Source organism: Sorangium sp. So ce726 (genome assembly GCF_051521405.1).
In the GTDB taxonomy this organism is placed as follows: Bacteria; Myxococcota_A; Polyangia; order Polyangiales; family Polyangiaceae; genus Sorangium.
On record NZ_CP150349.1, the window covers coordinates 12,609,343 to 12,622,675 of the forward strand.

The 13,333-nt window shown below is 69.7% G+C and carries 8 protein-coding genes; 3 read left to right on the plus strand and 5 right to left on the minus strand.

The features are described 5' to 3' along the window. Positions 1–43: 43 nt before the first annotated feature. The gene (locus WME79_RS46980; RefSeq protein WP_437528917.1) at positions 44–1,909 is read right to left on the minus strand and encodes a bifunctional homocysteine S-methyltransferase/methylenetetrahydrofolate reductase; all 1,866 of its coding nucleotides are present in this window, start codon (positions 1,907–1,909) and stop codon (positions 44–46) included. Positions 1,910–2,001: 92 nt separating this feature from the next. Between WME79_RS46980 and WME79_RS46985 the strand changes: the two genes are divergently transcribed. Both WME79_RS46985 and WME79_RS46990 read left to right on the plus strand, forming a co-directional pair. Further along, positions 2,002–2,880, plus strand: coding sequence for a hypothetical protein (locus WME79_RS46985; protein ID WP_437528920.1), 879 nt, complete (start codon positions 2,002–2,004; stop codon positions 2,878–2,880). Positions 2,881–2,919: 39 nt separating this feature from the next. Then, complete coding sequence (locus tag WME79_RS46990; protein WP_437528923.1) at positions 2,920–3,501, plus strand: hypothetical protein; 582 nt, start codon at positions 2,920–2,922, stop codon at positions 3,499–3,501. Between the two features lie 6 nt (positions 3,502–3,507). Here WME79_RS46990 and WME79_RS46995 read toward each other — a convergent pair whose 3' ends face one another. The 3 genes from WME79_RS46995 to WME79_RS47005 form a co-directional block, all read right to left on the minus strand. After that, positions 3,508–5,883, minus strand: a complete 2,376-nt coding sequence (locus WME79_RS46995; RefSeq protein WP_437528925.1) for a hypothetical protein — start codon at positions 5,881–5,883, stop codon at positions 3,508–3,510. 1,100 nt (positions 5,884–6,983) lie between these two features. Then, on the minus strand, positions 6,984–8,210 hold the full coding sequence (locus WME79_RS47000) for an aminotransferase class V-fold PLP-dependent enzyme (RefSeq protein ID WP_437528928.1): 1,227 nt from the start codon (positions 8,208–8,210) through the stop codon (positions 6,984–6,986). After that, positions 8,185–10,131 carry a YgiQ family radical SAM protein gene (locus WME79_RS47005; RefSeq protein ID WP_437528931.1) on the minus strand — a complete coding sequence of 649 codons (1,947 nt, stop codon included), beginning with the start codon at positions 10,129–10,131 and terminating at the stop codon, positions 8,185–8,187. The genes WME79_RS47000 and WME79_RS47005 overlap by 26 nt, the downstream gene beginning before the upstream one ends. 402 nt (positions 10,132–10,533) lie before the next feature. Between WME79_RS47005 and WME79_RS47010 the strand changes: the two genes are divergently transcribed. Then, positions 10,534–11,313, plus strand: a complete 780-nt coding sequence (locus WME79_RS47010) for an RNA polymerase sigma factor (RefSeq protein WP_437528934.1) — start codon at positions 10,534–10,536, stop codon at positions 11,311–11,313. 29 nt (positions 11,314–11,342) lie between these two features. Here the strand turns inward: WME79_RS47010 and WME79_RS47015 are convergent, their stop codons facing one another. Then, positions 11,343–13,124, minus strand: a complete 1,782-nt coding sequence (locus tag WME79_RS47015) for a right-handed parallel beta-helix repeat-containing protein (protein WP_437528937.1) — start codon at positions 13,122–13,124, stop codon at positions 11,343–11,345. Positions 13,125–13,333: the final 209 nt, after the last annotated feature.

Below are 13,333 nucleotides of genomic sequence, written 5' to 3' on the forward strand. Positions count from 1 at the left end.
CTGCAAGCAAGAACTCGTGCGCGGGGGCGGGCCGCCGGGCAGATCAGCCCGTCTTGAGGCCGTCGAGCACCTCGAGCGCCAGCTCGTACTTGCCGAGGGGCGGCATCAGGTAGGCCCCCTGCACCCGGTCGCGCACCGAGAAGAGCATCTCGCGGGCGATCTTCACCCCCTCCTTGCGCGCCTCGGGGCCGGCCGGCACCTTGCGCATGCGCTCGCGGATCTCCTCCGGGATCTGCATGCCGGGCACCTCGTTGTGGAGGAACTCGGCGTTCTTGTGGCTGACCAGCGGCAGCACGCCGACGAGCACCGGCATCCCCAGGTGCCCGATGCGCCGCAGCACCTTCTCGAGCAGATCCTGGTGGAAGATCGGCTGGGTCATGATGATGTCGGCCCCCGCCGCGCGCTTCCGTTCCAGACGCGCGATCTCCTTGTCGAGGTCCTGGGCGCCGGGCTCGAGCCCCGTGGCGAGCAGGAACGACGTCTTGCCGCCCGGGATCGGCTTGCCGGCCGGGTCGAGGCCGCGGTTCATCGTGCTCGCCATGTGGAGCAGCCCGATGGAGTCGAGGTCGTAGACGGCGGTCGCCTCCGGGTAGTCGCCGACCTTCGGCGGATCGCCCGTGATGATGACGAGGTTCTTGATGCCGATCGCGTGGGCGCCGAGCAGGTGCGCCATCTGGCCGATGAGGTTCCGGTCGCGGCCGCAAACGTGCAGGATCGGCTCGATGCCGTAGCGCTGGACCAGCAGCGAGCAGAAGGCGAGGTTCGTCATCCGCGCGGTGGCGCGCGGGCCGTCGGCGACGTTCACGACGTCGACGCCGCTGTCGATGAGCATCTTCGCGGCGCTCAGCGCGCTCTCGGGGTTCAGGCCCGGCGCCGGGTTCACCTCGACGGAGACCACGAACTTGCCCGCGGCGATCTTCGCCGCGAGGGGGCTCCGCTCGCCGAGCGGCGTGGGCTCGAGCCCCGTGGGCGCGTCCATCGTGATGTGCGGGCGCGCGGCGACCTCGGGCGCGGCGCCGCCCCCGAGCATGCGGGCCGACTTGGCCATCCACCGGACGTGCTCCGGCGTGGTCCCGCAGCAGCCGCCGATCATCGCCGCGCCGGCCTGGATCATGCGGCGGGCGAAGACGTCGAAGTACTCGGGCGTCGCCATGTAGAGCTGGCGACCGTCGACCGTGCGGGGCAGGCCCGCGTTCGGCTGGACGCAGAGCGGGAGCCCCGCGGTCGCCATCCGCTCCGCCATCGCGAGCGACAGCTGCGGGCCGTCGCCGCAGTTGACGCCGAGCAGGTCGACCCCCCAGTCCCGCAGCGTCCGCGCGACGCGCTCCGGCTCGCTGCCGTCCGCCGCGACGCCGCTCGTGTCGAACGTCATCGACGCGAGGACCGGGAGCCCCGGCGCCGCTGCCCGCGCCGCGTCGATGGCGAGCTTGATCTCGTCAAGATGGCGAAATGTTTCAAGGATCAGGATGTCTGCGCCGCCCTCGGCGAGCGCGCCAGCCTGCTCGGCGAACGTGGCGGACGCGGCGGCGAGGTCGTCGCGCGTGGCGACGCCGGGCACGAGCCCCGTCGGGCCGATCGAGCCGGCGACGTACGCGTCGCCGCCCGCGATCTCGCGCGCGAGGCGCGCGCCCGCGAGGTTGAAGTTGCGCACCTCGTTGACGAGCCCGTACCGCTCGAGCCGGAACCTGTTCGCGCCGAAGGTGTTCGTCTCGATGACGTTCGCGCCCGCCGCGACGTACTCGGCGTGGATCTTCTTCACGAGATCGGGGCGCGCGACGTTGAGCTGCTCGAAGTTCTGGGTGACGAACACCCCGCGCTCGTAGAGCAGCGAGCCCATCGCGCCGTCGAACACGAGGATCGAACGCCGGAGAGCGTCGAGGAACGGGGCCTCTGGTCTCGTGCGGGACATGGGGCGCATCGTAGGGGCGCTCCGGCTTCTCAGGAAGGGGGGCGCGACGCGGTTGACGGCGCGGCGCGGATCTCGGTAGGGCAGTTCTCGAGATGAGCACGCCCCGATGGCTTCAAGCATTCGCCCTGGCGGTCTCCGCCGCTGCTCCGCTCCTCGCCGCCCCTTCCGAGGCGCACGCCTGGCATCCGCCGGTGCACCGCTCGGACGCTGGCGTGGATCTCTACCTGTGGAGCGCCCGTGATCTCGGCACCTCGCTCGCCGCCGTCCCGTTCGTGCAGTTCGAGCCGACGCCGGATCTGTTCATCAACCTGAAGTTCCCGCTGGCGCTCTCGTTCGACGGCCCGGGCGACTTCGAGGATCCGGACCGCCAGTCGCGCGCCGCGCTCGGCAACCCGACGTTCACGCTCTACTACTCGGACGCGGGCCGCAAGCTCACCTGGTACGCGGGCGGCCGCGCCGGGCTGCCGCTCGGCGCGATCGACGGCTACGACTGGCACGTGGCCAGGGGCTTCAGCGCGTCGGCGATGGCCTATTACGATCTGCACCTCTGGGCGGCGAACGCGCTCCCAGTCGGCGGCCTGGGCGGCATCGAGTACCGCTTCGGGAGGTCCTTCGTGCTCCGGGCGGGCGGGGATCTCACGTTCTTCATCCCGGTGGGGGACGGCGTCGCGCGCGGCTTCATCGACGACTCCGACGATCTCGAGGCGGTGTTCCAGGCGAAGGTCGAGCCCGAGCTCCAGAGCCGCTCCGGCTTCGGCGGCGGCGTGTCGCTCCAGACGGTGTGGGTGCCGTCGTCCGTCTACGACGACCAGGGGCAGGTCTCGCTGATGCCGTATTTCGTGTACGACAGCCAGAAGACCTTCTTCATGCGCGCCGGCCTGCTCCTCGCGCTGGACGAGCCGCTCGGGCCCGCGTTCGACAGGGGGCGCGTGGCGTCCCTCTATCTGCAGTTCGGCGGGCACATCGACTAGCGTGCCGGGCGGTTCGAGAGAGCGAGAGATGAGCCGGACATGACCCGTCGCCGTGCCATCGCCTGGGGCGCCGCCGCCGTCGCCGTGCTGGCCCTCGTGCTCGTCTGGCGCAAGCTCAACCAGTTCCCGCCGGACACGACGCCCGAGGGCGCCTATCTCCGCATCGCGTACAACATCGGCGTCAGCGATCCGCGCGCGTGCTTCTCGTACCTCGAGGACCGAGCGCAGCACGCGGCGTACACCATCCGCGACTACCGGCGGAAGGCGAGCGAGCGGATCGAGGCGAGCTACCCGGAGCCGGAGCGCGCGCGCCTGCTGGAGCAGTACCGCGCGCACGCGATGGCCGAGGACGGGGCGGACGTATGGGTCGACATGGCCACGAAGCAGGGCTTCATTGCGCGCCTCCGGCGGGACCTGTCCGGCATCGGGAAGGTGGAGGTGACGGGCGAGCGGGCCACGGTCGAGACGGCGCGCGGCACGCGGTACCCGTTCCGGCGGCGCGACAACGGCATCTGGGGGCTCACGCTGTTCACCGCGGACCTCGTGGCCGAGGCCGAGCGGGCGGCGCGGGACTGGGACGTCGTGGAGAAGGCAGCGCTCGATTACGAGCGAGGGCGGTGAGACGGGTCAGCGGACGAGCCTACCGAACACGTGGGGCCGCGCGCCGGATTGCGGGAAGTACGCGGAGCCCGAGGTGAGACTCCAGCTGTACCCGGTGAGGTCCCCGGCGTTCGCCCGGCCCGGGGAGACGGCGTAAATACGCATGGTGCCCCTGCCCGCGCCGCCGTCCGTGCTCCCGCCGCGGCACGGCTTGGTGGGATCGACGGGCACCCATCGCGTGTCTCCCGTGCTCGGGTCGGTGGTGCACCCGTGGGCGGTGCTCGTCGAGTCGATGACCCGGAGCGAGTACTGGGTCGTGCCAGAGACGACGGGCTCGGCCGGCGCGATGGCGGTCGGGGCCGCGTCGACGATCGCCGTGTGTCCTGAGCCGCCGTCCGTGTAGTTGATGACCAGCAGATCGCCAGGCAGAATGTCGTCGATCTTCGAGATCCGCTTGAAGTGGTTCCCGGCCACGACCTGACCGTACAGGCTGGTGGAGGTGGGGCTCGTGGAGCCCCACCAGCCGCGGAGGATCGAGGTCGTCAGCGTGGGATCCTCATGCAAGAGGGACAGGGTGAACAGCGTTGCGCCCTGCGTGGTCCCGGTGAAGCTCACCCAATCGATGCTGCTCGGCGTCCCGAACCTGTTGGTGTCGGTGCCGTCGAGCACGAACGGCTTGTCGGCGGCACGTTCGACGAAAGCGCGGGCCCCGACGAGGTGAGCCGGCAGATACTCTTTCACCTGGAAGACGTAAGCGGCGCCGGCGCTCTCGCCGCGAACGCTATCGGCCCATGTACCGGCGATCAGCGTGTCTCCCGAGAGCGCTACACGAACATCCCACGTGTTCCATGTCGAGCTCTCGACCTTGCTCTGCGGCGCCCATACGCCGCTGGTTCTCGCAAAGATCCTCGGTCCCTGTCCGCCGTCGTGACTTCCGCCGAGGATCAACCTGTCCCCGGACACGGCGACGCTGGCGCTGCGACCCCAGCCGCCATAGTCTGGCGTGTCGACGTCGTTGCGGTACAGCATGGCCTGCTGGGTCCACGCGCCCTCGCTGCGCGCGAAGACCACGGCGGCTGTCCTGTCGGGGCCGCGCTCATCGTAGACGGTGGTGCCTACCGCCAGCGTCTCCGCGCTCAACGAGAGCGAGGCACCGAACCTGTAGTGCGGTGTCGCTCCGATCGGCGGATAAAGAACGGCTTGTTCGGACCAGGTGTTGCCGGCACGGGCAAATACGTGAACCTGACACGGACGATCCCAGCCCGAGTTGAAGTCAACCCCATCATCGCATTCTCCACCCATGGCCGCGGTGTCGCCGTCCAGGGCAACGGTGGAGCCCTGGTCGAAGGTGTCGGAGCTGGGTACGAGCTTGGCCTGCTGCGCCCACGCGGCGCCGCTCCGGGTGAAGATATACGCAGCGCCGGGGCCATAGTCCGTCAGGGTGCTATCGTAGGGCGCCCCGACCATGATCGTGCTGCCCGATATGGCGACGGCATATCCGAACCAGTTGTCGCGGCGCGGGTTGTCCTGCGCGACGAGCTTTTGTTGCTCCTGCCACACGTTGCCGCTGCGTGCGAACACGTACGCAGCGCCGTGATTCGCCGGATACGAGAAGGTTCCGACGACGATCGTATCACCGTCGATGGCGACAGACGCGCCGAAGCGATCGCCCGGCAGACCATCGCTGGGCGTGAGCAGGGCCGCCTGGGTCCACGACGCGCCGTTGCGCACGAACACGTAAGCTGCTTCAGCGTCCAGGCTGCCGACCACCGCGGTGTTCCCCGAGATGGCCACGGACCACCCGAAGCCGTCGTTGCTCGCCGCATTGCTGGCATAGAGCACGTGTTGCTCGGTGGCGATGAGCGGGTCGACCTCGAGGGGGTAGGTCGCGCCGGCGTCGTCCACCACGATCGAGAGGCTCGCGTCGCCCAGCTTGATCTCTGCCGGCAGCACGCTCCCGCGCGCGTCCTGAACGACGAGATCGGCATACCGCAGCACGGCCGCGCCGGACTCGTCCACCAGCGCCACCGACTGGCCGTCCTCCGATAGCTCCGGCGAGAGATCGCCCCCGAGCGCGATCTCTAGCTCCACCTTGCCTTCGCCGTCGCGGCGGCATGGCGGCGGCGAATCCAGGGAGAAGCCCTGCTCCAGCCCGAGGGGGCCGTTCAGGTACCACTCCGTGACGCTCAGGCCCGCGGACGGGGCTCGATGCCTGAGCTCGACGCGGTTGTTCGCCCCGCGCGGCTCGGCCGCGACGTCCAGGGGGAAGAGCTCCCCCTCGCAGCCATAACGCGCGAGCTTCATCGTGAGTTGCCCCGCCTTCTCCGAGCTCTCCCGGGTCACGGCGACGCCGGCCGAGGTGAACTCGGAGAGGAAGCCGTGCGCCGGATTCAGAGCGCTCACCCCAGCGCGCGCGCCCCACGCGTTGAGGCTTACATTGTAGTCAGAGGGCGCCTGTCTCTGAACTGTCGCGATGAACGCCGCGCGGTGCTCCAAGGACGCGGCGTCGGGCCCCTGCTGTCCGTGAGGCCGAGTTTCCTCGGCGCTGTCCGTGCTCGCTGGATCAACCTCTGCGCTGCACGACGTGACGGCGGTGATGCAAAACAAGAGTGCATGAATGGATGTTCTATGACGCGGCATGTGGCTCTCCCTGTCGGTGGTAGACCCTGACGGACCGGCGGCGTGTGCGGCGCCGGAGCCAATGACCCGAACTTGAATTGGAAGGCAGTCCACAGCGGCTCGCTGCCGTCGAGCGCCTTGCGGAGCGCGCCAGCGCACGAGCGCACGCGGATGGTTAGGTCACATGAAGGACGGTCCCGTCCTTATTTGCCGTTATCATCGTCCTCTTCGGTTTCGCGCGTGTCAAGGAGGGCGAGCATCGATGATGTTGAGGGAGGGCGCCGCCTCGATAGGCCGTGGTGTGAAGGTGGGTCCTTTAGAGCGACGGTCACCCGCTTCGGATACGGGCCCACCTCGACGTTTTCGGTGCTCAGCGCACTGGAGTGCGCTGAGCGCCGAAAACGCCGATCTGGGCCCGTCTCTTGTGCGGGAGACCGCCGCTCTGCTCTGCATGTGGCAGGGGTGGGCGGAAACCGCTGTAATGCGGGGATGTCAGATACCTGCATCACGGAATGCGACATGTCGACAGAACGGATAATGACATCCCTGAGCGGGACGGTGCGGGTGAGGGTCTCAGCGAGCAGCGCCGGGCAACGCCGGTTCGTCACCGCAAATTCGTTCTTGGAAGACGAGGTCGCTTGCGCCGCCGCGCCCTCTGTCGCGAGCGAGGTGTCTCGCTAGCTGCCCGGCGTCGCGGCGGTGCTGTGTGAGAAAGACGTCTCCTGCCGCCACAGCCCGTCAGTACAGGAGAGCATGTCGAGGATGTCTTGACCGCGCTCATCGCAATGGAACCGCAGAGAGCCATGCGCTGCTGCGTCTCCGCGCGCGGCTTTCTCGGGTTTCATCGCGATGGCATCGCGCGACGCGCCACGCGCGGCGCCGGCTCACCCCGTCGTTATCCGCCCGAGCGCCTCGTCGACCGACAAGAGCACCTGCTCCCACTCGTCGAGCGCGTTGGGCCAATGCGGCGAGAAGCGCAGCACGCCGTCCGGGATCGCACAGGCGATCCCGAGGCGGGTGAGCTCGCGGTACAGCTCGACCACCGAGGCGCCGCCCGGCGGCCTCACCCCGAGCGAGCAACCCCGCAGCGCCGGATCTCCCGGCCGGAGGCTCTCCCATCCCCGCTCCCGGAGCGCCTCCTCGAGCGGGTCGAGGAACCGGTTCGCGTGCTCGTGGATCCGCTCGACCCCGATCTGCAGGATCAGGTCCACCGCCGCCTCGAGCCCGGCGAAGCCCGCGGCGTTGAGGTTGCCGCCCTCGACGAAGTCGGCGCGCTGCCGGATCGGCCGGTCGTACCGGAGCTTGCCCGGGCCCTGGAGCAGGAAGCTCACGGCGTCCTCGTGGCTCAGCCAGCCCGCCACCGCGGGCCGCAGCGACGGGAGGCGCTCGCGGCGGACGTAGAGGAAGCCCGTGCCCTCCAGCCCCATCAGCCACTTGTGGCCGCCGCACGCGAGGTAATCGACGCTGGCCGCCTCCACGTCCACCGGCGTCGCGCCGACCGCCTGCACGGCGTCCACGCAGAGCTCGGCGCCGTGCGCGCGGCAGAGCGCGCCGATCTCCGCGAGCGGCATCCTGAGCCCCGTCTGGAACTGCACAGCGCTCACCGCGACGAGCCGCGCCCCGCGCTTGAGCTCGCCCTCCAGCTGGGCGAGGCCCGAGCCGCTGCCGTCCGCGAAGCCGCCGAGCGGCAGGAAGACGACCTCCAAGCCGAAGATCGCGGCCGCGCGCTGCCACGGGGTCACGTTGGCCGGGAACTCCCCCTCGAAGAGGATCACCCGGTCGCGCGGGCCCCAGGGGAAGCACAGCGCGATGTCCGTGAGCCCGCGCGTCGTGCTCTGGACCAGCGCGATGTCGTCAGCCGCAGCGCCGATGAGCCGGCCGAGCTTCTCCCGCAGGCGGAGCCGCTGCGCGTACCACGCCGGGAACGCGGCGGCCCCCTGCGCGGCGTAGTCGTCGAGCAGCGCCATCATCGCGAGGCGCACCGGCCGCGACGGCGGCGAGATCCCCGCGTGGTTCACGTAGACGAGCGGCGCGAGGTGCGGGAACAGCCCGCGATCGCCGAGCTTCGCGGTGAACGCGCGATCCCTATCGATTTCGGCGGTGTGTCGCATCGGCTGGCTTTCCCCGGCGCTCCCCGCGGACCTTGGCGAGGTAGCGCGGCGGCGCCCCCTTCCCGGCCGCCGGCGGCACGAGGCAGTGCGGCTTCGTGCCGATGAGATCCCCGCGGCCCGCCTTGATCAAGGCCTCCCGCGCCTCGTCGTGGTGCGCCGGGTCCCAGTAGAGGAGCAGCGCCTTCTGGAGCTTCTTCTCGCGCAGGTCCTTCGCCGTGTACACCGGCTCCCGCGTGAGCGGGTCGATCCCCGTGTGGTACATGCAGGCCGCCATCGACATCGGCGTCGGGATGAAATCCTGCACCTGGCGCGGCCTCATCCCGCTCTTCTTCAGGTAGATCGCGAGGTCGACCATGTCCCGCAGCGTCGAGCCGGGGTGCCCCGAGATGAAGTAGGGCACGAGGAACTGGTTCTTGCCGGCCTCCTCGCTCGCGCACCGGAACTGCTCGGCGAAGCGCTCGTAGCTCTCGATGCCCGGCTTCTTCATCTTGTCGAGCACGTCCTTCTTGTTGTGCTCCGGGGCGACCGAGAGCTGGCCCCCCGTGTGGTGCGCGGCGAGCTCCTCGATGAACTCGGGCGACCGCTCCGCGAGGTCGTAGCGCACGCCGGAGGCGATGAAGACCTTCTTGATCCCCTGCTCCTCGCGCACCGCCTTCATCAGCTTGAGCAGCGGGCCGTGGTCGGTGTTCAGGTTCTCGCAGACCTCCGGGAAGACGCACGAGAGCCGCCGGCAGGCGTTCTCGATCGCCTCGTCCTTGCACCGCATCTGGTACATGTTCGCGGTCGGCCCGCCGAGGTCGCTGAGCACGCCGCGGAAGCCGTCCATGCGCCGCAGCGCCCGCACCTCGCGCAGGATGCTGTCCGCCGAGCGCGACTGGATCACCCGCCCCTCGTGCTCGGTGATCGAGCAGAACGTGCAGCCGCCGAAGCAGCCGCGCATCGTGACGACCGAGTGCTTCACCGTCTCGTACGCGGGGATCGGCGCGTCGTACGACCAGTGCGGCACCCGCGTGAACGGCAGGTCGTAGAGCGCGTCCATCTGGCCCGTCTCCAGCGGGAACGCGGGCGGGTTGAAGTACACCGCCTCGGCGCCGTGCGCCTGGAGCAGCGGGCGGGCGTTGCCGGGGTTCGTCTCGAACTGGAACGCGCGCGACATCTCCGCGAAGGCGCCCTTGTCCGCGGCCACCTCCTCGTAGCTCGGGAGGATCACCGCCTTGCCGTCGGCGACGTAGCGCGAGCCCTCGATGTGCTCCCACTCGCCCTTGCGCAGCGGGACGGCGGTGCCCCGGACGTCGCGGATCGACCGGACGGGCTCGCCGCGCCGGAGGCGATCGGCGACCTCCCAGACGGCCTTCTCGCCCATGCCGAAGATGAGCATGTCGGCCTTGGCGTCGAGCAGGACCGAGCGGCGGACCTGGTCGGACCAGTAGTCGTAGTGCGCGATGCGCCGGAGCGACGCCTCGATGCCGCCGAGGACGATGGGGACGCCGGGGAACGCCTGGCGGCAGAGGTTCGCGTAGACGATCGAGGCCCGGTTGGGGCGGAGGCCCACCTGCCCGCCCGGCGAGTACTGGTCCTCGCTGCGGACCTTCTTCTGCGCGGTGAGCTTGTTCAGCATCGAGTCCAGGTTGCCGGCGGTGACCCCGACCATGAGCCGGGGCACGCCCATCCGCAGGAGGTCGCTCGTGTCCTGGTAGCGGGGCTGGGAGATGATGCCGACCCGGAAGCCGCGCCCCTCGAGGAAGCGGCCGATGATCGCGGCGCCGAACGCGGGGTGGTCGACGTAGGCGTCGCCGTTGACGAGCAGGATGTCGAGCGCGTCCCAGCCCCGCGCGCGCATCTCTTCCCGGGTCGTCGGCAGGAAGGCGGTCAGGTCGCGGGGGGCGGCGCCGGCGCTTCGGCGGAGCTGGGTGAGGGGCACAGCGCCGTCACCCTACGGGCCAGGAGAGCGGGCGGCAAGGGGGCGGCCCCAGGCGGGGGGCGATGGCGTGACGGCGTGACGGCGCCGGGGAAGCTCCGCGGGGCCGCGGTCGAGGCCGGCGCGCGGGGGGGCCGCGGGAGGGCGCAGCCCGCGTTTTCTCGGGAGAAACGCACAAATTGCACGATACCCGGCCAGCAGGTCACGGCTTCTGGTCACCGGAGCATCGGATCTCCGGACCCGACATGAGGGCTGGCGCGCACCACGCACCACCGCGACGAGCCGCGGCGTTACACACGGCGTCAGTCGCTGGTGAGCTCATCAAAAAACACTTCAAAACAAGGGGTTTTGCGCGTGGGGGAGGGTTCCAAAACGACCCGGAAAGAGGGTCAGTAAAAATAATATGTGGAATCACGATCAGATGATGACCTCCGCGCCAAACATCTCAGCTTCGCTGTGGTGCACGAGGTGGGCGTTCCCTTCCTTCGCGGGTTGCTCCGGGGGGTTGGCGTGGGGGCGAACGATCGCGAGGACGTGCTGCACGACGTCCTCCTCGCCGCTTACCGCAACCTGGAGACCTTCGACGCGAGCCGCCTGCTGCGCGCGTTGCAGGGGCGGCGCGACGAGGACGACTTCTTCGAGGACGACTTCGAGGACGAGGACCACGAGCCGCTGCCGCTCAGCGAGGTGCTCCCGTGGATCGGGGAGGGGCAGCCGCGGCGGGTGTGGGACTCGCTCTACCGGTGGCTCTACGGGATCGCGTGGCGGCAGGTCAGCCACTACCGCGACCGGGCCTATCGGCGCCGCGAGATCCCGGACGGCCTGCGGCTCACCGTCATCTCTGCCGGTGTCGACCGCCGGCCCCGCCTGGAGCAGCGGCTGGAGGCGATGGAGCGGGCCGAGGTGATCGACGCGCTGCTCGCCAGCCTCGACCCGCAGCGGCGGGTCATGCTGGTGATGCACGACATGCTGGACATCCCGGTCGTGGACATCGCCCGGGAGCTCCAGATCAACGAGAACACGGGGCAGAACCGGCTACGGCTGGCCCGGGAGGACTTCCGGGCGGCGGTCAAGCGGCTCGACCCGGAGCAGCGGAGCGCGCTGCGCCTCGGCGACAGGCCGTTCGCCGCCGAGGCGACGACGAAGAGGCGGCCGGCCCCCCGGCGGCGCAGGCGGGGGAAATGAGCCGGCGCAGCGCGAGCCCCCGCCGCTCGTCAATAGGGGCACGCCAGCATCTCCGGCGCGCTCAGGCCATAGGTCCGCACGCCCGAGATGACGTTCTCTTCCGGCTGAGAGAGCACCTGGGCGCCAGCCGGACCCGACAGCCAGCATTGCTGGTCGATGGAGCGCGATTGCCTCCCGCGCCGGGGGTCGCAGCGGGCCACCGCACCGCCGCGGATCGTGACGTCGCTGGCCTCTATCTTGATACCGGGATAGGAACCCGACGTGAAGCGCAAGGCATTGTCGAAGACGAGCAGATCGTCCAGGGTCACACCCTCTACGCGGACCGAGGTCGCGGGCAGCGTCGTCCGCGAGCTCAGGAGCACGCCGTAGAGCGCGTTTCCGAAGGACCAGACGTCCCGGAGCGCCACGTCGGCGCCTGCCTGGACGTGCACGCCATGGCTCCCGTTGTAAGCGAACTTGACCCGCTTGATCAGGATGCCCGTCGGGCGGTCCTCCTCGATGGGGCTCGCGAGCACGACGCCGGCGCCGCCGTTGTGATGAAAGTAGCTGTCCTGGACCACGACGTTCGCCGGCACCGGGCTCGGGATCCCTGGCCCAGGGGAGACCTGGGTGGAGATCCACAGGCCATGCCCGCCGCTGACCGTGGTGGAGCCGTCGCCGGGATGGATCATGTTGTGGTGGACATTGCAGTTCCGCACGGTCACGTTGGCGGTGACGATCTTGATCGCGCTGGCGCCGACTGGGCCGTTGATGTTCCTGATCTCGCAGTTCTCCACGAGGATGGGCGGCGTATCGTGGTAACCGGCGATGGAGGAGAGGTAGACGCCGCTCTTGGACACGCCGTCCACGAGCACGTTCCGGATGACGCCCCCGGAGCCCCAGGTGAAGCCGATGCCCTCCAGGTTGCTCGGCTTGCAGGAGGGTAGCTGGGGCGCGAGCGGCGAGTACCGCATGATGAGGTTCTCGACCTTGCAGTCCGAGCAGGTGTTCAGCTGGATGCCGCCGTTCGCCCTCCTGCGTGGCCCATCCGTGAGCGCGATCTGCAGATTGCGGATCCAGAGCCCCCGGATCGCGCTGACGGCGGTCCCGTCACGCTTGACGACGCCGGTGACCTGGATGGCCCCGGGGTACTGCTCCGGATTGCAGGGGATCGCCACGAGGGTCGCGGTCCGGGGATCACCCGGGGGGGTCTGAGGAGACAGCTCCGGTCCCTCCAGGGTGAGCGCGTCGTAGTGAGGCCGCAGGGGGCTGCGCAGCACGTAGCGCCCCGCAGGGAAAGCCACGGTGCGCCGGCTGGTGGGCAGCGACGCCGCGCACTCGATGGCCGTCGCGATGCTCGGGCTGTCGTCGACCGTCGCGCTGTGATCGACGGATGCGTCGGCGGAGAAGGGCCATTCCGGCGGCCTCGCCAGGTAGGGCAGGACGTTGACCACGCCGTCCGGGTCGACGGAGCCTGGCAGGCAGCAGGCTGCCCCCTGGCAGGCATTCAGGTCCTCGTGCAGCGTCCTCGTCCCCGGGCAAACGCCGCTCGGCGGGCAGAACGGCCCCGTGCAAAGCGGAGATTGCGTGGCGTAATCAGGGCAGGCCAGGCCGGTCGTCTCGTCTGCCAGGAAGGGCGGCTCGGAGTAGGGCAGATCAAGGCTGCAGAAACCCTGAGAGGATACGGCGCGCTCCACCGCAGGAGGGTGATATCCCCAGCCAGTCTCGGCGCGGTCGGGGCTGTCCTGGGACAGGGTCGCTCCGGCTGGAGCGGAGGCGAGCGCGAGCAGCGCTCCGATCCAGATCTGCACAAACCGCTGGTCCAATAACACACATACCTCCTCTCGGACGAGGGTCGATCCGTCGCTGTTAGTCGCCGTCAGTCGCCGTCAGTCGCCGTCAGGGGCAAGGAGCGAGCGCAGAAGTCCAGCGGAGCACCGCTGTGCCAGGGAGAGACTCACCTCCTCCGGGGTAGCCGCGACGCGAGCACACCGATGTCCGGCTCTCCGCGTCCGGCCTGAGCGATTTTCATGAGCGGGCG